The organism is Tabrizicola sp. T74, from assembly GCF_057219935.1.
This window is the reverse complement of the sequence record NZ_JBXVVT010000005.1, coordinates 141330-164993: the sequence shown is the minus strand read 5'-3', so window position 1 is coordinate 164993 and position 23664 is coordinate 141330. Positions and strand designations below refer to the sequence as shown.

The window sequence follows — 23664 nt, the reverse complement described above, 5'->3', positions numbered from 1 at the left end:
CCCCCGTCATCGGAAGCCCCGATTTTTCGCCGAAAAATCGTCCTCGCCAAGCCCGTTCCTATCCGGCACAACACCGCCATGGACACGACAGAACGCGCCGCTCTCATCCGCCAAGGCGACCGCCGGGCCCTCGCCCGTGCCATTACGCTGGTCGAAAGCGCGCGGCCTGACCACCGTGATCAGGCGCTGGCCTTGCTGGGCGGTCTCGGCACCGACCGTCAGGCGCTGCGCATCGGCCTTTCCGGCACGCCCGGCGTCGGCAAGTCCACCTTCATCGAAGCCTTCGGTCTGATGCTGACCGGCCAGGGCCTGAAGGTCGCCGTCCTCGCCGTCGACCCATCCTCCGCCCGCTCGGGCGGCTCGATCCTTGGCGACAAGACCCGGATGGAGCGCCTGTCCCGCGACCCCAATGCCTTCATCCGCCCGTCCCCCAGCCAGTCCCAACTCGGCGGCGTCGCCCGCCGTACCCGCGAGGCCGTCGCGCTCTGCGAGGCCGCAGGCTTCGACGTCGTCCTGATTGAAACCGTCGGCGTCGGGCAAAGCGAAACGGTCGTTGCCGAGCTCTCCGACCTCTTCCTCCTCCTCCTCGCCCCCGCCGGAGGTGACGAACTCCAGGGCGTGAAACGCGGGATCATGGAGATGGCTGACCTGATCCTGGTCAACAAGGCCGACGGCGACCTGAAGCCCGCCGCCCTGCGTACCGTGGCCGACTACTCGGGCGCGCTGCAGCTTCTCCGCCGCCGCCCTCAGGACCCGCAAGGCTTCCCCAAGGCGCTGCCCGTTTCGGCCGTGACCACTGACGGCCTCGCCCAGGCCTGGGCGGACATGCAGGCCCTGGCCGCCTGGCGGAAAGAGCACGGCCACTGGACCCGCACCCGCGCCGCTCAGGCACGCCACTGGTTCGAAGAAGAAGTCCGCCAGGGCCTCCTTTCCGCTCTGGCGCGCGAACCGCAGAAGGGCCTGATGGCCAGTCTCGGCACCCGCGTCGCCGAAGGCGCGCTGACCCCCGAAGCCGCCGCCGCCGAGATGCTGCGCCTGCTTGGCCGCCCCGGGTGACCGGGGTGGGCGAGGTGGCTGGGCCCGAGCGCATCTTCGACGGCGATCTCCTTCAGGCCCGGCTCTGGCTGCCGGACCGGCCCACCACTGCGCTCTATGTCACCTTCCGGCAATGGGAGGCCGAGCCCGGCCAGTTCAACGAGAGCGGCCAGGTCCGGCGCGCGCTGACGGCTGGTCTGGCGCATCTTCATGTCCAAAGCCGCTGGAACGACTGGTTCCTGAACGCCGAAACCCCGGCGCTGGAGGCCGCGTTGAAGGCCCTCCGCGCCCGCTTCATGACGGCTCGCGCGCTGGGGTTCTCGATGGGCGGCTACGGCGCCTTGCGCTTTTCCCGGGCGCTGCGCCTGAACCAGGTCCTTCTCGTCTCGCCCCAGGTCTCGCTGCTTCTGCCCGAGGAAGACCGCTACCCCGAGGCTGCTGGCTTTGATCCCCAAGCCGGCGACCTAGCCACCCATGCCCGCCCTGACCTCAAGGGCGTCGTGGCCTTCGACCCGACCCATGCGCTGGACCGGTTGCACGCCGGCCGGATCACCGCGCTTCTGCCCGGCATCCGGCCCGCCAAGCTTTCCTTCGGCGGCCATCCCGGCACCGCTGCCATCGGCCAGGCCGGTGGCTTCCGCGCGCTGCAGCGGCTCAGCCTTTCCTCGCGCCTGCGGGCCCGCGACGTCGTCCAGTTGCACCGCGAGCTGCGCCGAGCCTCTGCGCGCTACTGGCGCGAACGCGCCGACCGCCTGCTCCGCGCGGGTCGTACCACCCTTGCCGCCCAGGCGCTGGACCGGGCAGAGGCGCTGGCCACGGCAACCGCCTAGCCCCGTTGCCACTCCCCCCGGAAAGTCCCGGCATCGCACGGCCTGACCGCTTGACGCTGGCACGGATTCCCCTTACACGCCCCCAATCGAATTCGAGGGCTGGGGATTCCCCGCCTTCCTCCGCTTTTGACGAATCGAAGGAACACCGAAATGTCGCGCGTCTGCGAACTCACCGGCAAGGGGCCGATGTCTGGCAACACCATCAGCCATGCCAACAACAAGACCCGTCGCCGGTTCCTCCCGAACCTGAACGAGGTCACGTTGATCTCCGACGTGCTTGGTCAGTCGTTCAAGTTCCGCGTCACGGCCGCGGCGCTGCGCTCGGTCGACCACCGGGGCGGGCTGGACGCCTATCTGGCCAAGGCCAAGGACGAAGAACTGTCCGCCGCCGCGCTGAAGATCAAGAAGGACATCGCCAAGGCCCAGGCTGCCGCCTGATCCGCTGCGATCCCAGTGAAAAGGCCCCGCCTTCGGGATGAAGGCGGGGCCTTTCGCGTTTCCGAACGGATGATGGGCGGATCGCCCACCCTACCTTGGCCGGCGTAGGGTGGGCGATCCGCCCACCGCCCGTTGCAGGTCAGCCGCCGCAATAGGCTTCGGCGGTCTGGCCAAAGCTCTTGTAGCGATCCCAGAAGGCATCATCCGATTTCGACTGCGAGGTCCAGGTCGCATGCGCGGCCTCGGGGTCCTTGAAGAACTTCGCCGCCCGCCGCTGGTCGCCACCCGACAGCGTCATGTCCGCCGCCTGCTGGATGCAGCCGCACAAGCTGCGATTGCCGCCCCGGTCCGAGGCCATGCAGGCCCGCTCGATCGGACCAGCCAGCGCCGCACCCGAGATTACCGCAAAAGACGCAGCCACTGCGGCCGCAAACAGGAAGGATTTCATTCGCTCTGCCTCTTTGCCGGTCCGAGGGTCGCAGCATGCAACCTCCCTCGCCAGTCGTTTTCTGCCATGCATATTGCCGCGTCCAAGCGATTTTTTCAAGTGTCTCAGTGGTTTGGCGGATTCTTGCCAGACCCCGCAAGCCCTCGCGTACTACTTCGCGCCCTCCTACAAGATGAAGTGGCAAGGCCTCACGGCCTTTCGGCTCCGGCGTTGCCACTGCGGCATGACGGGACAGGCGGTGGCGCGCGCTGTGCGCTGGTGCGGGGACAGGACGCCACGCTGCTTTTCCCTTGCGCATAAGCCCTTTCCGGCCTCCCCGCCGTCAGCTATATGCGCCCCATGATCACGCTCGACCGCATCCGCAATTTCTCCATCGTGGCGCATATCGACCACGGCAAATCCACGCTTGCCGACCGGCTGATCCAGTCGACGGGCACGGTCGCCGAACGCGACATGCAGGCCCAGCTCCTGGACTCGATGGATATCGAGCGCGAACGCGGCATCACCATCAAGGCCAACACGGTCCGGATCGACTACAAGGCCAAGGACGGCCAGTCCTACGTGCTGAACCTGATCGACACCCCCGGCCACGTCGACTTCGCCTATGAGGTCTCCCGCTCCATGCGTGCCGTCGAAGGCTCGCTTCTGGTGGTTGACGCCTCGCAGGGCGTTGAGGCCCAGACGCTGGCCAACGTCTACCAGGCGCTGGATGCAGGCCACGAGATCGTCCCGGTCCTGAACAAGATCGACCTTCCGGCGGCCGAGCCTGAGCGGGTAAAGCAGAACATCGAGGACGTGATCGGCCTCGACGCCTCCGACGCCATCCCGATCTCTGCCAAGACCGGCCTCGGCATCCCCGACGTCTTGGAGGCCATCGTCCACCGCCTTCCGGCCCCCAAGGGCGACCGCAACGCGCCCTTGAAGGCCATGCTGGTCGATAGCTGGTACGACGCCTACCTTGGCGTCGTCGTCATGATCCGCATCGTCGATGGCGTGGTGAAGAAGGGCGACCGCATCAAGATGATGCAGACCGGAGCGGTCTACGGCATCGACAAGCTCGCGGTCCTGAAACCCCAGATGGTCGACATCGCCGAACTGGGCCCGGGCGAAATCGGCGTCTTCACCGCCTCGATCAAACAAGTCCGCGACACCAAGGTTGGCGACACCATCACCCACGAAAAGAAACCCTGCGACCAGCCGCTCCCCGGCTTCAAACCCTCGGTCCCCGTCGTCTTCTGCGGCCTCTTCCCCGTCGACGCCAACGACTTCGAGGCGCTGCGCGACGCCATCGAGAAACTCGCCCTCAACGACGCGAGTTTCACCTACGAGATGGAGACCTCCGCGGCCTTGGGCTTCGGCTTCCGCATGGGCTTCCTCGGCCTCCTCCACCTCGAAGTCGTCCGGGACCGGCTGGAGCGCGAATACGACCTCGACCTCATCACCACCGCGCCTTCCGTGGTCTTCAAGCTCCACATGAAGGACGGCGAGGTCCGCGACCTCCACAACCCCGCCGACATGCCCGACCTCACCTACGTCGACCATATCGAGGAGCCGCGGATCAAGGCCACGATCATGGTCCCTGACGACTACCTGGGCGACATCCTGAAGCTCTGCCAGGACCGCCGCGGCATCCAGCTGAACCTCACCTATGCGGGGTCAAGGGCGATGGTCGAATACGACCTTCCGCTGGCCGAAGTGGTCTTCGACTTCTACGACCGACTGAAATCCGTCACCAAGGGCTACGCGTCGTTCGACTACCAGATCAGCGAATACCGCGAGGATAACCTGGTGAAGATGTCGATCCTGGTGAACGACGAACCCGTCGACGCCCTGTCGATGATGGTCCACCGGGATAGGGCGGAGGCCCGCGGCCGGTCAATGGTCGAAAAGCTCAAGGACCTGATCCCCCGCCACATGTTCAAGATCCCCGTCCAGGCTGCGATTGGGGGCAGGGTGATCGCCCGCGAGACGATCTCGGCCATGCGCAAGGACGTGACAGCGAAGTGCTACGGCGGCGACGCAACCCGGAAGAAGAAGCTTCTGGAGAAGCAGAAGGCCGGCAAGAAGAAGATGCGCCAGTTCGGGAAGGTCGAAATCCCGCAGGAGGCGTTCATCTCGGCGCTGAAGATGGATGGGTGAGGGGTAAACTTAGATTGGCGCACTGGGATATTGAAGTTAATGCGTAAGAAACCTAGTCGTGCCCTGTTTCGGAAGCGGTACAACTCACTGGGTGCGCCTTCCCATTGGAGAAGTTTGCTTAAGAACGCTTTGGTTGCCTTGCTCGCGCTAATTGGAATAAGCGGTGCATATCTGTTTGGGTTGACAGGCAGGTTGGATCTTGGTGGTTCTCTACTGATTGATTCGGCATTTCTTTCTGGTCACGTCTTTTCGTTTTGGATCTTTGTGGTTGGCAATGCAGCAATCTTACGCTTCTCTCTTGCTCTTGCATACCCTCTGAGAGATAGACTTTCAGAAGTACTGAGCACTCGGAGTTCGCGAAGTAGTTCTTCAATTTCTCGCCAAAGAAGAATTGCTGTTTTGGTTGTTCTTGGGTTCATTTTGGCTTTTGGCGCAATATTTTTTTTTCGGAGCTATTCTTAGGTTCTTTCTGCTTCCGGTGGCAATTCTCACCTTCTGTGTAATGGTTTTCTTGGCGCTTGCGTGCTGTGCGATAGTTCATGCAATCATCATAAGCGGGTTTTCAAGAGTAAATTGGAAGTCTCTCATGCACGACTTTGGGAACTACGTGTCCATACTTGTGCAGCCAAAAATGTACTATAGGAATCCGCACATCTTGAGCATGAATGCAGCTGCTGCAGCTTTTCTTGCCATAAGCCTGGGGGATTTAAGATTCTATTCCCTTGCCCAGGAGAAGTACTGCTTTCGCACAGACAAGACTGTCCATATTGGCGGACTAATTGGCGAGACAGGTCGGGCATACGTTATCTATTCTGGGCCAGAAATCGCCCTGCACGTTGGTGTTAAGTTCGAGCAAATGCTCCCAAAGTTTGAAAGGACGCCTGTGCTGTTGATTCCCGTAAATCGAATAGAGTCCATCTACTTGGGAAGTTGCTTAAACCAAGAAGGATGAGTTCACCTTATGGCGTTTTCAAATCGCCCCTCACATCCCCGCCTGAGCCTCATTCGCCTCCTGGCTGATCGCCTCCCCGGCGTTTTCCACGTCCTGACCCGCGCCCACGATGGTCTCGCAGGCGGTCGCGCCCAGAAGGGCAAGCAGAACGAACAGTCGGGTCATCGGTCATCTCCAGGAATGGTGTGACCCCCTCAACCGCCCCCCGCCGCGCATGTTCCCGAAAACGAAACAGGGCGCACCGCAGCGCGCCCCGTAGGTCGGGCTTCAGACCGACTCTCCCGATGATTACTTGCACACCCCGAGGTCGTCGCAGAACACCCCCGCCGCGCCGCCGATGACCGCGCCGGTCACCTTGTTGCCACCAGTGACGTCCGCCACCACCGCGCCGCCTGCCGCTCCGGCCAGGCCGCGTTCGGCGTCGGTGTCGAGGCACCCCGACAGGGCCACGGCACAGGCCAGAAGGCCCACAAGTTTCACAGTCTTCATTGCATCCCTCCAAGGTTGATCCGCCCGATCCTGCACCGGACCGTGAGGCCCCTGCACCCGGGATCGCGTCGGGCCGGGCTGGGTCGGCAGTCTTCCACCCATCTGAACAAGGCAAAGCGGCGAGCCTTTGCCGATTTGCCGAGCAAAGGGTTAACGAATTTCGACATGACCGCGCGTATGCATGGGATGCATACGCGATGCATACCGGATGTAGACGCTTAACCCCCTGTTAACCATGCCGTGTCATCCTTCGCCGCATGAAGCACCTCATCCCCTTGATCCCGCTTGTCTTTCTCGCCGCCTGTGGGGCCTCTCCGCACCCGGAGTTCTTTGGCGCCACAAGAACCGACGTTAACCTTAACGGGCGGGACTACACCGTCTTCCAGAAAGGTGAGCGGGTAGAGGTCATCCGCCTCGGCTACGCCACCCGGGGTCAGCATCAGGAAATCCGCGCCACGATGATCGAACTCATCCCTCGCGTGACCGGCTGCAAGCTGCGGGAAAGCACGCTGCAGGGCGACAGTGGCGAGATGCGCGGGTCCCTCGACTGCCCAAAGCAGCCTTGACTCGACTGGCAAAACCCCGAAGAAGCAGGCACCGCAACGGGGGCCTGCCATGCGCCAGATCGACCTTTCCCGCACCCTGCCGCAGGCGCGGATACCCGAGCTCCCCAACCCCTATTTCGGCAAGGTCCGCGACTGCTATGACCTGCCTGATGGCACGCGACTGCTGATCTCTTCCGACCGGATTTCTGCGTTCGATCAGATACTTGCGGTGATCCCCTGGAAAGGACAGGTCCTGACCCAGCTGGCGCGCTACTGGTTCGACCACACGGGTGACATCGCGGCTAACCACGTCCTCGGCTACCCCGACCCGAACGTCGTCCGTGCCAAGCGCGTCACAATCCTGCCGGTCGAAATCGTCGTCCGCGGCTACCTCGCCGGGACCACCTCCACATCGATCCTGACCCAGTACAAGGCTGGCGCGAGGGAAATGTACGGCCACACCCTGCCGGAGGGCCTGAGGGACAACGAGGCCCTGCCGCAGGCCATCATCACGCCGACCTCCAAGGCCTTCGACGGCGGGCATGACGAGCCCCTGACCGCTACCGAAATCCTGCAGTCCGGCCTGTTGACCGCCGCTCAGTGGGAGGAGGTCAGCACCAAGGCGCTTGCCCTGTTCGCCCGCGGTCGGGAGATGGCGGAAAAACGGGGTCTTATCCTGGTTGATACCAAATACGAGTTCGGCACCGATGCCGAGGGCAACATCCTCCTCGCCGATGAAATCCACACCCCCGATTCCAGCCGCTACTGGATCTCGGAAGGCTATGAAAATGCGCTGAACTGCGGCACCAGGCCCCCGAGTTTCGACAAGGACGTGATCCGCTCCTGGGTCGTTGCCCGCTGCGATCCCTACAAGGACAAGGTGCCGGATATCCCCTTGGACATGATCGAGAAAACCGCGATGGTCTACATCGACGCCTTCGAGAAGATCACCGGCCAGCCCTTCCTTCCGGATACCAGCGGCACCACGCCCCTGGACCGCATCCGGATCAACCTGAAGCCCTTCTTCACCGCCTGACTTGTTTGCGCTAACAGTAGACCCGACAAAGGGGGACACGACATGATTCTCAGCTGCGGCGAAGCCCTGATCGACATGCTCCCCCGCACCTCCACCGAAGGGGAGGCCTGCTTTGCCCCCTACGCTGGCGGCGCGGTCTTCAACACGGCGATCGCGCTTGGACGACTCGGAGCGCCATCGGCATTCTTCTCGGGCGTTTCCAATGACATGCTGGGTGAGATCCTGGCCGATACGCTGACGGCATCCAAGGTCGACACCCGCTATCTGGCGCGGTCGGACCGGCCCACGACGGTGGCCTTCGTCAAGCTGGTCGACGGCCAGGCAACCTATGCCTTCTATGACGAGGCGACGGCGGGGCGGATGCTGTCGACTGACCAGCTGCCGGTGCTTCCCACGGACGTCTCCGCGCTGTTCTTCGGGGGCATCAGCCTGGTCAACGACCCGGCGGCCAGCACCTACGAGGCGCTGCAGGCCCGTGAAAGTGCTTCCCGCGTGACCATGGTCGACCCCAACATCCGCCCCGGGTTCATCGCCGGAAAAGAGACCGCGTACCGCGCCCGGATCGATCGGATGATCGGGCGGGCCGACATCGTCAAACTGTCCGACGAAGACCTGCACTGGCTGGAAGGGCAGGGCGACCTGACCGCGCTTGCGCGGGGTATCCTGGCCAAGGGGCCGAAGGTTGTGTTCATCACCGAAGGGGCCAACGGGGCCCGGGCGGTGACGGCCACGCAGGATGTTTTCGTGGCGGCGCAAAAGGTTACCGTGGTCGACACCGTCGGCGCGGGCGACACGTTCAACGCGGGCGTCCTGGCCGCGCTGCACCAGGCAGGGGCCTTGACCAAGGCCGGGGTTGGCCAGCTGTCGGATGCCACGCTGACCGCTGCCCTAAGCCTTGGCACCCGCGCGGCAGCCGTCACGGTTGCCCGCGCCGGGGCCAACCCGCCCTGGGCTCATGAGCTGTGAGGGCGGTCGTTCAGCGCGTCAGCGAGGCTTCGGTCCGGGTCGATGGCCAGCTTCTAGGCCATACCGGCCAGGGCTTCCTGATCCTGGTCTGTGCGATGGCGGGCGACAGCGAGGCGCAGGCTGAAAAGCTGGCCACGAAGATCGCCAAGCTGCGGGTCTTCAAGGATGACCAGGGCAAGATGAACCTCTCGCTCCGCGATATCGGCGGCGGCGCGCTGGTGGTCAGCCAGTTCACCCTAGCGGCTGACCTGCGCGGCAATCGCCCCGGCTTTTCCACTGCCGCCGCGCCGGCCGAGGGCGAGCGGCTGTATCTTCATTTCAGCCAATGCCTGGCGAAAGAGGGCGTACCCGTCGCGAATGGCCGGTTCGGGGCCGACATGGCGGTGAGCCTGGTCAACGACGGGCCGGTGACCATCTGGATGGACACCGACCAGCTTTAGTTGAACGGGTTGCCCGGCGTCCGCTTGGTGATCGCGTCGCCGCATTCGACCAGAGCCGAGATCGACGCGCTGGACCCGGCCAGCGAATAGTTCTGCACATCCGCGCCGTCATCGTCCCGCAGATACAGCCGGTTGCCGCGCGCAACCTCGGTGATGAAGCTGACGCCGTCGTTGCTGTCCGGCAGGTAGAACAGCACCGAATTCTGGTAGAGTTCCGCGCCGGTCAGGCTCCACGGGGCGCGGCGGTCGATCTGCACGCCCAGGTCGGCGGTCTGGCCCTCGCCGAACTCCCATGCGGTGGAATAGAACTGCAGCTGCACCGCGCCATCCGGGAAGGTCCAGATCGAGAAGCTTTCGCCGGGCGCCTTCACTTCGGCCACGCAGCCGACCGACCCGTCATCCCAGCCGACGATCGAGACCTCCCAGTGCTTGTGCGCGAACAGAACCTCCGACTGCTGCGCCAATGCCACGCTCGCAGCCGAGGCGATACCGAAACCAACGGCAAGACCCAGACCAAATTTCATCATCCGATACCCTTAATCGATCCAGTTTTCGCTTTTTCGCGCCAAGGCGCGATTCAGGCAAATGAATATTTCAGTCATTTTCGAGGCGGGAAACCGGCCTGACGGCAGGTTCAGGCCGCCCATTCCCAAGGGTTCGAGAACTGACCCAGCACCGAGGCAATTGCCGCATCCTCGACCGGCGCCTGTTTCTGCAACTGGGCGACGAGGCCGCGCTTCTTGTCCTCGATCACTGCGGAAACCCGCGCCGGAAGGCCCGCTTCAGCCAGGGCGGCGTCGTAGGTGCGGGTGATCGCCAGGCGCCGCAGGTCGGGCTTGAACACCTTGCCCACGGCGGTCTTCGGCAGTTCCGGCAGGATTTCCAGGTACTTCGGCACCGCTGCGCGTTCGCTGATGTGTTTGGCGGCGTAGGCCATCAGGTCGTCGACTGTGGCGGACGACCCCTTCACCAGCTCGACATAGGCGCAAGGCAGCTCGCCCGCATGGGCGTCCGGCTGGCCGATGGCACCGACAAAGCCCACCGCCTCATGGCCCATCAGCGCCTCTTCGATGATTGCCGGGTCGATGTTGTGGCCACCGCGGATGATCAGGTCCTTGGCGCGGCCCGTGATGAACAGGTAGCCATCCGCATCGATCCGCCCCAGGTCACCGGTGCGCAGGAAACGCCCTTCGGCGAACAGCTCGCGATTCTTGTCGGCCTCGGTGTAGGTCGAGCCCTCGAACACGCCGGGGTTCGAGATGCAGATCTCGCCCACTTCATCCACCGCGCATTCGCGGAAGTCGGTCGCGCCCTGCTTGGTCAGGATGCGGACGTTGGTATAGGGGAACATCAATCCGACCGAGCCGATCTTCTTGACCCCGTCCGGCGGGTTGATCGAGACAAGGCAAGTGGCTTCGGTCAGCCCGTAGCCCTCGACGATCTCGATTCCGGTTTCCTTCTTGAACCGGTTGTAAAGCTCGATCGGCAGGGGGGACGAGCCCGAGAAGGCGTTCTTCAGGCTGGAGATATCGGCATTCACTGGGCGCTGCATCAGGGCGGCCAGCGCCGTGGGCACGGTGATCAGGTAGGTGACCTTGTAGCGTTCGATCAGCTTCCACAGGTTGTCGAAGACGCCCTCGCCGCGATAGCCCTGCGGGGTCGGGAACACGACATGCGCGCCGGAGCCGATCATCGACATCAGGATCGGATAGCAGGCAAAGACGTGGAACAGGGGCAGCGGGCACATCACCACGTCGGTCGGCTTGAACAGCAGCGAGGTGCCCAGCCAGCCGTTGTAGATCATGCCGCTGGCCTTGTGCTGCGCGACCTTGGGCATCCCCGTGGTGCCGCCGGTGTGGAAATAGGCGGCGACGTGATCCTTTGTCCGGTCGGCAAAGGTCAGCTTGTCGGCGGGCATCCGTGACAGCTCGGCCCGGAAATCCTTGATGTTCGCCGTGTGCTGCGGCGGGTTCTTCGGCCGGATCAACGGTACGATGACCTTCTTCAGGCCCGACAGATAGGGGACAAGGTCCACTTCCAACACGGTCTTGACGTTCGGCGCGAACTGCACCGCTTCGGACACCTTCTGCGGCAGGTCGGTCTTCGGGAAGGCCTTCAGCGTGACCACGACCTTGGCCTTTGTCTCACGCAGGATCGCGGCGATCTTCTCGGGTTCCAGAAGCGGGTTGATCGGGTTCACGATCCCGGCGACTGCACCGCCCAGAAGCGTGACGACCGTGTCCATCGAGTTCGGCAGGACGAAGGCGACGACGTCCGTCTCTCCCACGCCCAGGCTGCGGAACAGGTTGGCGGCCTGGGTGACCTGGGCATGAAGCTCGGCCCAGCTCAGGGTGACCTTCTTCGTCTCGGGGCCGGACAGCAGCTGAAAGCTGACCGCCGGTCGCGCCCCGTGGGCGGCCTTGGCGCGGCTGAGGTACTCGTAGATCGACCGGGCCTGGCCGCGATCGGCCCAAGGCTTCTCGGCTTCAATCGCACGCAGGTCCGCTGCCGTGGCGAAATTCGTCATCCCATCCTCCCCTGGTACGCACCGCTGTTGCCGCGGGCTTTTCCTGAACATGGGGATGGCAAACGACTTTGTGAAGTCGGATTGTCCCGACTGGCGCCGCAGGACGCTACGTCAGAGCGCGCCTTCGGTGAACTGCAGCCGCGCAAGCCGCGCATAAAGCCCGTCTTCGGCGACCAAAGCGTCATGCGTGCCCTGCGCGACGATCCGGCCCTGATCGAAGACCACGATGCGGTCCGCGCGCTTTACCGTGGCCAGCCGGTGCGCCACGACCAGCGTCGTGCGGCCCTCGGCCAGCTTCTCGACCGCCGCCTGCACGGCGCGCTCGCTTTCGGCGTCCAACGCGCTGGTTGCCTCGTCCAAGAGGAGGATCGGCGCGTCGCGCAGGATCGCGCGGGCGATGGCCACCCGCTGCTTCTGCCCGCCCGACAGCATCACGCCGCGTTCCCCAAGATAGCTGTCATAGCCCTGCGGCAGCGCGGTCAGGAAGTCATGCGCGGCGGCCGCCTTCGCTGCGGCCTCTACCTCGGCGTCTGTCGCGTCCAGCCGTCCGAAGCGGATGTTCTCGCGCGCCGAGGTGGCGAAGATCACCGGGTCCTGCGGCACCAGCGCAATGGCGCGGCGGAAGTCGGCTCGGGCCATGTCCGGCAGTGCAAGCCCATCCAGAGTAATCTTGCCCGCCTGCGGATCATAGAACCGCATCAGAAGCTGCAGGATCGTCGTCTTGCCTGCCCCCGACGGACCGACCAGCGCGACCGTCTCGCCCGGCTTCACCTGCAGGCTGACCCCGTTTAGCGCGCTCGCCTCCGGGCGCGCCGGATAGCGGAAGGTCACGTCCTGGAAGGCGATCTCACCCCGCACCGGGCGGGGCAGGGCGGTCGGGCGCACCGGGTCCTTGACCGAATCCTCGGTGCCCAAAAGCTCCACCAGCCGTTCCGTCGCGCCCGCCGCGCGCTGCAACTCGCCCCAGATTTCCGACAGCGCGCCCACCGCGCCGGCCACCATCACCGCATAGATCACGAACTGGATCAGCGCGCCCACCGACATCGTCTCGGCCCGCACATCCCGCGCGCCGACCCACAACACGCCGACGATCCCGGCAAAGGTCAGGAAGATCACGATGACCGTCATCACCGCCCGCGTCTTGATCCGCGCCTTGGCCGAGGCAAAGCTCTTCTCGGTCACCTCGGCAAACTGCCCACGCGTCGCGCCCTCATGGGTGAAGGCCTGCACGGTCTGCACCGAGGTCAGCGCCTCGGACGCCGAGCCCGACGAGGCCGCGATCCAGTCCTGGTTTTCCCGCGACAGGGCGCGCAAGCGGCGGCCCAGCACCACGATCGGCACGATGATCGCCGGGACGATCAGCAGCACCAGCCCGGTCAGCTTGGCCGAGGTCAGGAACAAGAGGACCAGCCCGCCGACCAGAATCAACACGTTGCGCAACGCGACCGAGACGGATGACCCGATCACCGACAGGATCAGCGTGGTGTCGGTGGTGATCCGGCTCAGGACCTCGCCGGTCAGGATGCGTTCAAAGAAGGCGGGCGACATGCCCAAGACCCGGTCGAACAGCGCGCGGCGGATGTCGGCCACCACGCGTTCCCCCAGCCGGGTCACCAGATAGTACCGCAGCCCCGTCCCGATCGCGAGAAGCGCCGCGATGACCAGGGCGGCGACGAAGTACTGATCCAGCAGGGCGGCATTGGCGTCGTTGAACCCATCCACCACCCGGCGCACGGCCAGCGGCAGGACCAGGCTCACCGACGCCGTCAGCACCAGCGCCAGCAGCGCCAGGCCCAGAAGCAGGCGATACGGCCAGAGAAACGGCACCAGACCGCGCAGCGCGCTGACCCGTTTCGACTTCGGCCGATCTTCGACCGCAGAGCTGTCCGACATCCACCCGCCCCATCCCGTTCGGGCAAGGGTTTAGTCTGCCCAAGCCGCCGCGACAAGCACCGGGCCTCTGACAGCGGGGCCTTTCCCCCACCCACGCACCGTGGCACCTTGGCGGCATGACCGCGACCCAGCACTTTTCCGCCGAAGACGGCGCGCGCATCGCCTACCGCGACGAGGGCCAGGGCCTGCCCCTGCTCTGCCTGGCAGGCCTGACGCGGACCATGGCTGATTTCGACTATCTGGTTCCGCATTTGCCGCCCGTCCGTCTGATCCGGATGGACTATCGGGGCCGGGGTGCCAGCGACTGGACCGGGGCCGCCACCTACACTGTGGCGCAAGAGGCGAAGGATGCCCTGGCGCTGCTCGACCATCTGGGGATCGCCAAGGCCGCGATCCTCGGCACCTCGCGCGGGGGGCTGATCGGGATGCTGCTTGGCGCCACGGCGCGCGACCGCCTGCTGGGCCTGATCCTGAACGACGTCGGGCCAGAGATCGCCCGCGACGGCCTGGCCCGCATCTCCGACTATGTCGGCCGCAACCCCGCCGGAAGGGCGCACCAGGCCTACGCCGAACGCCTGTCGCGCAGCCCCGGCTTCGACGGCGTCCCGATGGCGCGCTGGCTGGAGGAAGCTCGCCGCCTGTCCATTGAGACCCCGGACGGCCTGCGCATCCCCTACGACCCCGCCCTGCGTGAGGCGTTCCTGGCCGCCTTCGAAGGCCCGCCGGTCGACCTCTGGCCGCTCTTCGACGCCCTGCAGGGCCTGCCCCTCGCCCTGATCCGCGGCGCGAATTCCGACCTCCTGACCGCCGAGACCACGCAGAAGATGCGCGCCCGCCGTCCCGACATGGCCTTCGCCGAGGTCCCGGGGCGCGCCCACATCCCCTTCCTCGACGAACCCGAGGCCGTAGCGCTGATCCGCGCCTTCCTGGGAAACTTGCCATGAACATCGACATGATCGAGGCCGCCGCCGCCCGAATGGCAGGCCACGTGCGCCGCACGCCCTTCCTCAACGCGCCGCTCCTCGACAAGGCCTTGGGCCGCCGCGTCTTCGTCAAGGCCGAATGCCTGCAGGTGACCGGCAGCTTCAAGGCACGCGGCGGCTGGTCCGCCGTCTCGGCCCTTGACCCGCAGGCCCGCGCCAGGGGCGTGATCGCCTTCTCCTCCGGCAACCATGCCCAGGGCGTGGCCTATGCCGCCGCCGCGCATGGCGCGCCTTGCGTGATCCTGATGCCCTCGGACGCGCCGCATGTGAAGATCGCCAACACCCGCGCCTATGGGGCCGAGGTCGTGCTGTACGACCGCGCCACCGAAGACCGTGACGCGCTCGGCGCCCGCCTTGCGGCCGACCGCGGCCTGACGCTGGTCAAGCCCTTCGACGACCCCCAGGTCATCGCGGGGCAGGGGACCGTCGGCCTGGAACTGGCCGAACAGGCGGCGGAAGCCGGTGTGACCGAGGCCCCGGTCTTCGTCTGCTGCGGCGGGGGCGGGCTGTCTTCGGGCATCGCTTTGGCACTTCACGCCCATGCCCCCGGCCTGCAGGTCCGCACCGCTGAACCGCAGGGTTTCGACGACATGGCCCGGTCTCTGGCCAGCGGTCAGCGCCAGAAGAACCCCGCCACCACCGGCTCGATCTGCGACGCGATCCTGACCCCCAGCCCGGGCGAGTTGACCTTCCCGATCCTCTCGCGTCTTGCCGGGCCCGGAGCCGTCGTGACCGACGATCAGGCCCTGCGGGCGATGGCGCTGGCCTTCACCCATCTGCGGATCGTTCTGGAGCCGGGGGGCGCCGCCGCCTTGGCCGCCGCGCTGTTTTCCGACGACCTCCCCGACACGGTCATCGCCGTCGCAACCGGCGGCAACGTCGACCCCGCCACCTTCGCCATGGCGCTGGACCTCTTCGCGTGACGCTCGTCTGGCTGGAGGACCTGCGGCTGAACGCCGAGCTGACCGGTCCGCCAGACGCGCCGCCCGTCGTCCTGATCCATGGCTTGGGAACCGACCTGCGTCTGTGGGAAGGCCTGTTGCCCCACCTGCCGCGCCAGCGCACATTGCGCCTTGACCTGCGCGGCCACGGGCTATCGGACACGCCCCCGCCGCCCTACAGCCTTGGCACGCTGATCCGCGACGTCGAACGCTTGATGACCCATTTCGCCCTGAAGAACGCCGTCGTCCTTGGCGCGGGCGAGGGCGGGCTGATCGCTCAAGGCCTGGCGGTGAAGCGCCTCGACCTCGTCCGGGCGATGGTCCTGACCGGCTCGGCCACCCGCTTCGCCAACCCCTCGGTCTGGGACAACCGCCTCGCCCGCTTGCAGGCCCAGGGCCCCGATCTCGACGCCGAATGCGCCCAACTCCTCGGCCCGAGCTGGAAGGCCAGTCCTGCGCTGCCAACGGTCCACAAGATGCTCACCTGCACCCGCCCCGAGGGCTGGCTCGGCCTCACCGCCGCCGTCGCCACCGCCGATCTCTACCAGACGACGGCCGCGCTCACGCTCCCGACCCTCATCCTCGCCGGCGCCGACGACCGCAAGACCCCGCCGGACCTGCAGCGCGAACTGGCCGACCTCATCGCCGGCTCCCAGCTCCATCTCCTGCGCGGCGGGACTCATGTCTCGATGCTGACCCACCCGGACGGCTTTGCCGAGGCCCTGGTGGGGTTCCTCATGCGGATTGGCCATGTCTAATTGACGTTATCAAATATCCTAGCACAGCGGACCTGCATTTCTTGGCCCAAACTTGCACAAATCCCACCTTGCCCCGTTCGAGATACCTGTTCTCGGCCCCAGCCAAGTCGTGTTCCATCCGCGCCATTTCCTGTCGCGAATGAAGGGTCCGCTGCAGGCCAACGCCCCTACCTTTCCCTTCGACAAATATCCCACGGGGGTGCGGGGGTGTGAAACCCCCGCTCCTCGGCCAGCCAGAGGGGACGGGCCATGAAACTGAAGGACCTCGAGATCTTCGTCGTCGCGCCCCCCTTCCCCGGCTGGGGCGGCCGCTACTGGATCTTCCCGAAGCTCACCACCGACAATGGCATCGTGGGCTACGGCGAGTGCTACGCCTCCACGGTCGGGCCGAAGGCGATGAAAGCCGTGATCGAGGACGTCTTCGAACGCCACATGATGGGCGAGAATCCGGAAAACATCGAGTTGATGTTCCGCCGCGCCTACTCCTCCGGCTTCACCCAGCGCCCCGACCCCACCGTGATGGGCGCCTTTGCGGGGCTGGAGATCGCCTGCTGGGACATCCTCGGCAAGGCGCGCAGCCGCCCGGTCTACGCCCTTCTGGGTGGCCGCATGAACGACCGCATCCGCAGCTACACCTATCTCTACCCCGAACCCGGCAAGGAAAGCGCGGAATTCTGGGTCGACCCCGACGCCGCCGCCGAGGCCGCCGTCCGCTTCATGAACCTGGGCTTCACCGCCGTGAAGTTCGACCCCGCCGGCCCCTACACCATCCGCGGCGGCCATGAGCCCGCGATGTCCGACATCACCCGCTCCGTCGCCTTCTGCAAGGCGATCCGCGAAGCCGTGGGCGACCGTGTCGACCTCCTCTTTGGCACCCACGGCCAGTTCACCACCCCTGGCGCGATCCGGATGGGGCGAGAACTCGAACCCTACAACCCGCTCTGGTACGAGGAACCGATCCCCCCAGATAACCTCCTCGAATTCGCCGAGGTCGCCAAATCCGTCCGCGTCCCCCTCGCAACCGGGGAACGCCTGACCACCAAGTACGAATTCGGCACCCTCCTCCGCGCGGGCGGCGTCAAGATCCTGCAACCCGCGCTTGGAAGGGTCGGCGGCATCTGGGAGGCGAAGAAGATCGCCGCGATGGCCGAAATCTTCAACGCCGAGATGGCCCCGCACCTCTACGCAGGCCCCGTCGAATGGGCCGCCAACGTCCACTTCGCCGCCTCGATCCCGAACCTCCTGATCGCCGAAACGATCGAGACCGGCGGGGCCTTCCACCAGAAGCTGATCAAGAACTCGATCAAATGGGAGGACGGCTACATCCTCCCCCCCGAAGCCCCAGGCCTTGGCATCGACTTCGACGAGGACGTGGCCCGCGCACATCCCTTCACTGGCACCGGCCTGCACCTGCAGATGCAGGAAGCCCCCTGCGACTACCGCCACGGCAACCGCTTTGAAGGCGGCGCGCCAAGCTCCAAGACCTGACCACCTGTCCCGCGGATGCGCCGTCCGAGTGGCTCGATGCCGCGAGGACGGCTCCCTGTCTGAAGAAAGGCGGGAAGAAAATGGCGGGCCCAGGAGGACTCGAACCCCCAACCTCGGACTTAGAAGGTCCTTGCTCTATCCAGTTGAGCTATGAGCCCGCACGCCCGACCTTTTGCAGAAGCCGAAGGCCTCAGGCAAGCGCCTTCGTCATGAACAGCGAATTCGGGTCATCCCAATAGCCCTCGAACGGCCCGCATTCGGCAAAACCGGCCCGCTCATACAGCGCTCGCGCCGCGACGAAGGTCGGTTGGACCCCGGTCTCCAGGCTCAGCCGCAGAAAGCCGTCCTTCCGGGCCTCGGCCACCAGGTGATCCAGCATCGCCTTCGACAAGCCCCGTCCCCGCGCCTCGGCCAGGACATGCATCGACTTGATCTCGGCATGGGTGGCATCGATCCGCTTGTAGGCCCCCATCGCCAAAGGCTGACCCGCATCGCGCAGCACAAAGAACCGGATCCCCGGCGCCGCCAGCGCGCCCTTGTCCATCATGTGGATCGATTCCGGTGGGGTATCGGCATGCATGTCAGCCGTATGGCGTTCGAACAGCAGCGACAGGTCCGGGGTCAGCGGGTGCTCTTCGGCAATGGTGATCGGCATTCGGGGTCCCTCCGGCGCCATTCCTGCCGCGCCGTCCTGCGGCTGGCAAGCGGAACCCGGCCAGTTGCCGTAAGGGCAGCTTCTCCTTACTCGCGCCGACGGAAAAAGCGGGCATCCTTGTCGCACGTCCAGATCGGAGGCCCCGATGCGCCACGTCCTCGCCGCCCTCATCCTCCTCTCGCAGCCGCTATCGGCCGAAACCCGACAGCATGGCAACGTGATCTTCGACGTGCCCCCGGGCTGGGTCCTGGGCGGCACGCGCGAGGATGGCTCACTCATCCTGCGGTCGGACCTGCCGGGCGAGGAATGCGAATACTGCTGGATCTACATCACCCCCGGCACCAGGACGGGCGGTCGCGTCGACCAATGGCTTGAAACCCAAGGCGCACGTTTTGTCGACGCCGATGACGCGCCCAATGTCACGGTGATGGTCGCCCCCAAGGTCCAGAACCTGAACGGACGTCCCTCTGCCATGCTGGGCCAGACGGTCGACGGCGACCTGCAGATCCTGTTCGCTGTCCAGCTTTTCGGCCGGATGGAGCTGATCGCCTTTGACGCCCCGGCGTCGGACGAGGCCGAGCTGGCCGAAGCCATGCAAGTCTTCCAGCGCGACGTCGGGCCGCTGCTCGAAGGCGCGCGTTATGTCAGCGAGGGTGCTGCGCCCCTGCTGCCCGAGGCCGCGCCGGGGCCGCTGGACGGCCTTTACTGGGGCTTCTCGACCTCTTGGGTGATGGGCCTGGATGGCATGATGTCGATGCAGATGGACCACCAGTTCCTGACGTTTTGGCCCGACGGACGGTTCTACGACGGCACCCCGCCGCAGGGGTTGGGCGGCCTTGATCCGGCACCGGCCCTCGACGTGGGCGACATGTCCTGGGGCAACTACCGGATCGAAGGAGACAGCGTTCTCCTGACCTATGCCAGTGGCGACACATCGGAACTGTCGATGAGCGGCGAAAGCCTCGGCCGGGGCGAGGCGACGCTTTACCAGGTCGAACCCCTGCCGGACGGCACCCGAGTCGACGGCTCGCTGTCGACGTTCTTCTACTCGGGCTTTACCCCGGGCAGCGGGGTCGAGGGTGGCGTCTCGGCTTCGAACTATATCGCCTTCAACCCGGACGGGACCTGGACCCGCGACCGCTCCGGCGGGGCCTCGGCCAGCTTTGTCGATGGCGGCGGGTCCACGACCGGGGGCTTCACCACGGGCAGCAGCGGCAGCGATGCCGGCCGCTACGAAGTGAAGGACGGGATGATGATCCGCACGCCAAACGATGGATCGCCGCCGGAAACGGCGCTGATCTTCAAGGTCGGAGATGACATCATGATCGGCACGCTGACCCTGGCCAGCGGGGCTGAAAAGTAGGGTTCAGTGCGTCCAGGCGCCCTTGCGGTCGGTGGCGAAGTTCTCGCCATAGCCGCGCGGCCGGATCACAGCCTTGCGCGGCTTCGGTTGCACCAGATCGTATTCGATGCCCTTTTCCGCCGCATAGGCCTCGGCCGCCTCGCGGGTCTCGAACCGCAGCCGGACCTGGGCCTGGGTGTCCGACGATGACGTCCAGCCCATCAGCGGATCGACCTCGCGTTCCGACGCCGGGGCAAACTCCAGCACCCATTGCTGGGTCTTGGCGGTTCCCGACTGCATGGCGGTCTTGGCTGGCTGATAGATGCGGGCGCGCATGAACTGCTCCTTGGGACGTGGCCCGTGTTATTCCGAAGCTTTGGGAAAAGCGCAAGCGCCAGATTGTCCGGAAAGACTGCCGGCCAGTGTCAGAGAGTGTGGGTGGGGTGGGATCTGACGCCAGCCGGCAGGTTCAGTTGCTGCTTGCCCGATGATCTTGGCCGATCCCCGCGCGCAAATCAACCGTAAGTTGTGTCTGCGATAAAGATTCTTTTAACGGTTTAACGGGCGTCAGCCGGCGGCCCGCCCCAGCCGCAGAATCTGATAGCGGTTGTAAGTCTTGAACGCCTCGGACGTGCGGGTGGTCCCGGTCAGGCGCTGCATCAGGTTCTCGCGCCGCTGCTTCGACAGGAACAGGCCGATCACCTTGCCCAGCATCCAGTGCGCCGAAGGCTTCTTGCCGTGAATTTCCTCGGACACCCGCGTCACGCCATGCCCCAGCACGTGGAAGAACGATTGCTCCAGGTCGATCGAGGGCGCGACGGCCTCGGTAATGTCCTCGCGGGCCTCGATGGTGAAAGGTGACCCCGCGACAGCGGCCTCGAACGCGGTCAGAAAATGCCCACCTCCCGGCTGCGGACCGCCCGCCGCGCGCCCGCGGTAGGCCTCGGTCCGGAAGCAGTCGGCGATCAGGACCTTCCCGCCGGGTGCCAGAAGGCGCGCGCATTTCGGCAGGCTTTCGGCCAGCGGAATGTACTGGAAGCTTTCGGAAAACAGGCAGAGGTCGAAGGGTCCCTGACCCTGGTAGGCCTCGAAGGTGCACTCATGGACGGTGGCGCCCTTGGCCGTCTCGCGGCAGCGCGCGGCCAGGAAGGCCGAGGGCACCACGATGTCGACCGTATGCCCCAGCGCCAGAAGCTTCTTCGCCGTCTCGCCCGCGCCGCCGCCGATGTCCAGGATGCGCAACCGGCCTTCGGGCAGATAGCCGAACAGCTTGGCCGAATAGTTGTCCTGCGCCGCCCGCAGGTTGCCTGCTGTGACCTCCAGCCCGGTCCACAGCCCGTAATGCAGGTTCTCCGCCCCGGTCAGCCAGCGAATGAACGCCAGCCCGACATCCAGCCCCACGGCCCGCGTATCGATCTTCTCAGCCATGCTTCACACCTCTCGGGCTGCCTTAGCCGCTTCCCGCCGCATCGGCAACGGTTTCACCCCTAACAGCGGATCGCCGCTTGAACCGGAACAAAAAAGGATCAAATCTGATCCGTCCCCATCTGCCCCGACTCTCATGAGGCGCGCACCATGCCGCACAACAACGCCAACGCCCTGACCGAACGCCCCGATGTCCTGACCAAACCCAAGCTGGAAGGCGGCCGCAAGTTCGTCATGTCCACGCCCTTCCAGCCCGCCGGCGACCAGCCCACCGCGATAGCCGAGCTGACCGCCGGGGTGAACGCGGGCGAACGTGACCAGGTCCTCCTCGGCGCCACCGGCACCGGCAAGACCTTCACCATGGCCAAGATCATCGAGGAGACCCAGCGCCCGGCGATTATCCTCGCGCCCAACAAGACGCTCGCCGCGCAATTGTACGGGGAATTCAAGGGCTTCTTCCCCGAAAATGCCGTCGAATACTTCGTCAGCTATTACGACTACTACCAGCCCGAGGCCTATGTCGCCCGGACCGACACCTATATCGAGAAGGAATCCCAGATCAACGAACAGATCGACCGGATGCGCCACTCGGCCACCCGGGCGCTGCTGGAGCGCGACGACGTCATCATCGTCGCCTCCGTCTCCTGCATCTACGGCATCGGATCGGTCGAGACCTATTCCGCGATGACCGTCGACCTGATCGTCGGCCAGCTTTACGACCAGCGCAAGGTGATGGCCGACCTCGTCGCCCAGCAATACCGCCGCCTGGAAACCGCTTTTCAGCGCGGCGCGTTCCGGGTGCGGGGCGACAGCCTGGAGGTCTGGCCCGCCCACCTCGAAGACCGCGCCTGGCGGTTCTCTTTCTTCGGCGAGGAGCTGGAGTCGATCACCGAATTCGATCCACTCACGGGCGCCAAGACCGACAGCTTCCAGAAGATCCGCATCTACGCGAACTCGCACTACGTCACGCCGCGCCCCACCCTTCAGCAGGCGATCAAGGGCATCAAGGAAGAGCTGTTCCACCGCCTGAAGCAGCTGCAGGAGGAAGGCAAACTGCTTGAGGCGCAACGCCTGGAACAGCGCACCAACTTCGACCTGGAAATGCTAGAGGCAACGGGCAGTTGCGCGGGGATCGAGAACTACTCCCGCTACCTCACCGGCCGCGCCCCGGGCGAACCGCCACCCACGCTGTTTGAGTTCATCCCCGACAACGCCATCGTCTTCGCCGACGAAAGCCATGTCTCGGTTCCCCAGATCGGCGGCATGTACCGCGGCGACTTCCGCCGCAAGTTCACCCTCGCCGAACACGGCTTCCGCCTGCCGTCCTGCATGGACAACCGCCCGCTGAAGTTCGAGGAATGGGACGCCATGCGCCCGCAGTCCGTCTTCGTCTCCGCCACCCCCGCGGCCTGGGAGATGGAGCAAACGGGCGGCGTCTTCACCGAACAGGTGATCCGCCCGACGGGCCTTCTTGACCCCCAGGTCGAAATCCGCCCCGTGGAGATGCAGGTCGACGACCTTCTGGACGAAATCCGGAAAGTCTCGGCCCGGGGTCTGCGGACCCTCGTCACCGTCCTGACCAAGCGGATGGCCGAGGACCTGACCGATTACCTCCACGAACAGGGCATCCGCGTGCGCTACATGCACTCGGACATCGACACCATCGAACGCATTGAAATCCTGCGGGATTTACGGCTGGGAGCCTTCGACGCGCTGGTGGGGATCAACCTCCTGCGCGAAGGCCTCGACATCCCGGAATGCGGGCTGGTGGCGATCCTGGACGCGGACAAGGAAGGCTTCCTGCGGTCCGAGACCTCGCTGATCCAGACCATCGGCCGCGCGGCGCGGAACTCGGAAGGCCGGGTCATCATGTATGCCGACCGGATCACGGGTTCTATGGAGCGCGCGCTCGCCGAGACCAACCGCCGTCGCGAAAAGCAGATGGCCTACAACATCAAGCACGGCATCACGCCCGAGACGGTGAAGAAGAACGTCGAAGATGTGCTGGCGGGCCTCTGGCAGGGCGATACCGACATGAGCCGCGTGACGACTAAGGTCGACAAGCCTATGGTCGGCCAGAACCTCGCTGCCCATCTGGATGCGCTGCGCGCCCAGATGCGGAAGGCCGCCGAGAACCTGGAGTTCGAGGAAGCCGCCCGCCTGCGGGATGAGGTCAAGCGGCTGGAGGCGGTGGAACTGGCCGTCGCCGATGACCCGTTTGCGCGGCAGGAGGTCATTGAAGAGGCAGTCACCGAAGCCACTAAGATGGCCGGGCGGAGCACAGCGGGAAGGGCGGGGCAGCGGGGCGGGAAGCGGAGCAGGGGGCGGAGGTAA

The 23664-nt window shown here is 65.3% G+C and carries 24 protein-coding genes and 1 tRNA gene; 15 read left to right on the top strand and 10 right to left on the bottom strand.

The window, feature by feature from the left end; all coding sequences use genetic code 11:
• The first annotated feature begins 78 nt into the window (after positions 1–78).
• The 3 genes from meaB (at position 79) to rpmB (ending at position 2303) form a co-directional block, all read left to right on the top strand.
• Entirely contained in the window at positions 79–1056 is a 978-nt protein-coding gene (gene meaB / locus AC2EAL_RS15620) for a methylmalonyl Co-A mutase-associated GTPase MeaB (RefSeq protein WP_484725166.1), read from the top strand.
• A gap of 14 nt (positions 1057–1070) precedes the next feature.
• A complete protein-coding gene (locus AC2EAL_RS15615) occupies positions 1071–1865 on the top strand; it encodes an alpha/beta hydrolase (RefSeq protein WP_484725165.1) in 795 nt (264 codons plus the stop codon).
• 150 nt (positions 1866–2015) lie between these two features.
• Positions 2016–2303 (top strand): 50S ribosomal protein L28, encoded by a 288-nt coding sequence (gene rpmB, locus AC2EAL_RS15610; protein ID WP_484725164.1) that lies wholly within the window; start codon positions 2016–2018, stop codon positions 2301–2303.
• A 139-nt stretch (positions 2304–2442) separates the two neighbouring features.
• On the opposite strand, the gene AC2EAL_RS15605 is transcribed toward rpmB, so the two are convergent.
• Positions 2443–2751, bottom strand: a complete 309-nt coding sequence (locus AC2EAL_RS15605) for a hypothetical protein (protein WP_484725163.1) — start codon at positions 2749–2751, stop codon at positions 2443–2445.
• Between the two features lie 339 nt (positions 2752–3090).
• On the opposite strand from AC2EAL_RS15605, the gene lepA reads away from it, so the two are divergent.
• Entirely contained in the window at positions 3091–4890 is a 1800-nt protein-coding gene (gene lepA, locus AC2EAL_RS15600) for a translation elongation factor 4 (RefSeq protein ID WP_484725162.1), read from the top strand.
• Positions 4891–5368: 478 nt separating this feature from the next.
• Positions 5369–5842 carry a hypothetical protein gene (locus AC2EAL_RS15595; RefSeq protein WP_484725161.1) on the top strand — a complete coding sequence of 158 codons (474 nt, stop codon included), beginning with the start codon at positions 5369–5371 and terminating at the stop codon, positions 5840–5842.
• 30 nt (positions 5843–5872) lie between these two features.
• Here AC2EAL_RS15595 and AC2EAL_RS15590 read toward each other — a convergent pair whose 3' ends face one another.
• The gene (locus AC2EAL_RS15590; protein ID WP_484725160.1) at positions 5873–6007 is read right to left on the bottom strand and encodes an entericidin A/B family lipoprotein; all 135 of its coding nucleotides are present in this window, start codon (positions 6005–6007) and stop codon (positions 5873–5875) included.
• 123 nt (positions 6008–6130) lie between these two features.
• Complete coding sequence (locus AC2EAL_RS15585; RefSeq protein ID WP_484725159.1) at positions 6131–6331, bottom strand: hypothetical protein; 201 nt, start codon at positions 6329–6331, stop codon at positions 6131–6133.
• A 257-nt stretch (positions 6332–6588) separates the two neighbouring features.
• Here AC2EAL_RS15585 and AC2EAL_RS15580 point away from each other — a divergent pair, with 257 nt between their 5' ends.
• The 4 genes from AC2EAL_RS15580 to dtd are packed head-to-tail and all read left to right on the top strand — an operon-like array spanning position 6589 to position 9318.
• The gene (locus AC2EAL_RS15580; RefSeq protein WP_484725158.1) at positions 6589–6897 is read left to right on the top strand and encodes a hypothetical protein; all 309 of its coding nucleotides are present in this window, start codon (positions 6589–6591) and stop codon (positions 6895–6897) included.
• A gap of 49 nt (positions 6898–6946) precedes the next feature.
• Positions 6947–7912, top strand: coding sequence for a phosphoribosylaminoimidazolesuccinocarboxamide synthase (locus tag AC2EAL_RS15575; RefSeq protein WP_484725157.1), 966 nt, complete (start codon positions 6947–6949; stop codon positions 7910–7912).
• Positions 7913–7954: 42 nt separating this feature from the next.
• Positions 7955–8878, top strand: coding sequence for a carbohydrate kinase family protein (locus AC2EAL_RS15570; RefSeq protein ID WP_484725156.1), 924 nt, complete (start codon positions 7955–7957; stop codon positions 8876–8878).
• Positions 8875–9318, top strand: coding sequence for a D-aminoacyl-tRNA deacylase (dtd, locus tag AC2EAL_RS15565; RefSeq protein ID WP_484725155.1), 444 nt, complete (start codon positions 8875–8877; stop codon positions 9316–9318). Before AC2EAL_RS15570 ends, dtd begins: the two co-directional genes overlap by 4 nt.
• Here the strand turns inward: dtd and AC2EAL_RS15560 are convergent.
• The 3 genes from AC2EAL_RS15560 to AC2EAL_RS15550 form a co-directional block, all read right to left on the bottom strand.
• Positions 9315–9845, bottom strand: a complete 531-nt coding sequence (locus AC2EAL_RS15560; RefSeq protein WP_484725154.1) for a hypothetical protein — start codon at positions 9843–9845, stop codon at positions 9315–9317. The genes dtd and AC2EAL_RS15560 overlap by 4 nt on opposite strands.
• A gap of 107 nt (positions 9846–9952) precedes the next feature.
• A complete protein-coding gene (locus tag AC2EAL_RS15555; RefSeq protein ID WP_484725153.1) occupies positions 9953–11845 on the bottom strand; it encodes an acyl-CoA synthetase in 1893 nt (630 codons plus the stop codon).
• Positions 11846–11956: 111 nt separating this feature from the next.
• Positions 11957–13738 carry an ABC transporter transmembrane domain-containing protein gene (locus tag AC2EAL_RS15550; protein ID WP_484725152.1) on the bottom strand — a complete coding sequence of 594 codons (1782 nt, stop codon included), beginning with the start codon at positions 13736–13738 and terminating at the stop codon, positions 11957–11959.
• A 116-nt stretch (positions 13739–13854) separates the two neighbouring features.
• Between AC2EAL_RS15550 and AC2EAL_RS15545 the strand changes: the two genes are divergently transcribed.
• The 4 genes from AC2EAL_RS15545 to AC2EAL_RS15530 all read left to right on the top strand — a co-directional run bounded on the left by AC2EAL_RS15545 (position 13855) and on the right by AC2EAL_RS15530 (position 17908).
• Complete coding sequence (locus tag AC2EAL_RS15545) at positions 13855–14682, top strand: alpha/beta fold hydrolase (RefSeq protein WP_484725151.1); 828 nt, start codon at positions 13855–13857, stop codon at positions 14680–14682.
• Complete coding sequence (locus AC2EAL_RS15540; protein WP_484725150.1) at positions 14679–15644, top strand: threonine ammonia-lyase; 966 nt, start codon at positions 14679–14681, stop codon at positions 15642–15644. The genes AC2EAL_RS15545 and AC2EAL_RS15540 overlap by 4 nt, the downstream gene beginning before the upstream one ends.
• Positions 15641–16420: an alpha/beta fold hydrolase gene (locus AC2EAL_RS15535; protein ID WP_484725149.1), complete on the top strand. Its 780-nt coding sequence runs from the start codon at positions 15641–15643 to the stop codon at positions 16418–16420. The genes AC2EAL_RS15540 and AC2EAL_RS15535 overlap by 4 nt, the downstream gene beginning before the upstream one ends.
• A 249-nt stretch (positions 16421–16669) precedes the next feature.
• The gene (locus AC2EAL_RS15530) at positions 16670–17908 is read left to right on the top strand and encodes a mandelate racemase/muconate lactonizing enzyme family protein (protein WP_484725148.1); all 1239 of its coding nucleotides are present in this window, start codon (positions 16670–16672) and stop codon (positions 17906–17908) included.
• A gap of 81 nt (positions 17909–17989) precedes the next feature.
• Here the strand turns inward: AC2EAL_RS15530 and AC2EAL_RS15525 are convergent.
• Together AC2EAL_RS15525 and AC2EAL_RS15520 are read right to left on the bottom strand one after the other, a co-directional pair.
• Positions 17990–18066 (bottom strand) — tRNA-Arg (locus AC2EAL_RS15525).
• Positions 18067–18098: 32 nt separating this feature from the next.
• A complete protein-coding gene (locus tag AC2EAL_RS15520; protein ID WP_484725147.1) occupies positions 18099–18563 on the bottom strand; it encodes a GNAT family N-acetyltransferase in 465 nt (154 codons plus the stop codon).
• Between the two features lie 145 nt (positions 18564–18708).
• On the opposite strand from AC2EAL_RS15520, the gene AC2EAL_RS15515 reads away from it, so the two are divergent.
• Positions 18709–19926, top strand: coding sequence for a hypothetical protein (locus tag AC2EAL_RS15515; protein WP_484725146.1), 1218 nt, complete (start codon positions 18709–18711; stop codon positions 19924–19926).
• A gap of 3 nt (positions 19927–19929) precedes the next feature.
• Here the strand turns inward: AC2EAL_RS15515 and AC2EAL_RS15510 are convergent, their stop codons facing one another.
• Together AC2EAL_RS15510 and AC2EAL_RS15505 are read right to left on the bottom strand one after the other, a co-directional pair.
• A complete protein-coding gene (locus tag AC2EAL_RS15510; RefSeq protein ID WP_484725145.1) occupies positions 19930–20241 on the bottom strand; it encodes an ETC complex I subunit in 312 nt (103 codons plus the stop codon).
• Between the two features lie 231 nt (positions 20242–20472).
• On the bottom strand, positions 20473–21333 hold the full coding sequence (locus tag AC2EAL_RS15505) for a class I SAM-dependent methyltransferase (protein WP_484725144.1): 861 nt from the start codon (positions 21331–21333) through the stop codon (positions 20473–20475).
• A 147-nt stretch (positions 21334–21480) separates the two neighbouring features.
• Here AC2EAL_RS15505 and uvrB point away from each other — a divergent pair, with 147 nt between their 5' ends.
• Entirely contained in the window at positions 21481–23664 is a 2184-nt protein-coding gene (gene uvrB, locus AC2EAL_RS15500) for an excinuclease ABC subunit UvrB (RefSeq protein WP_484725143.1), read from the top strand.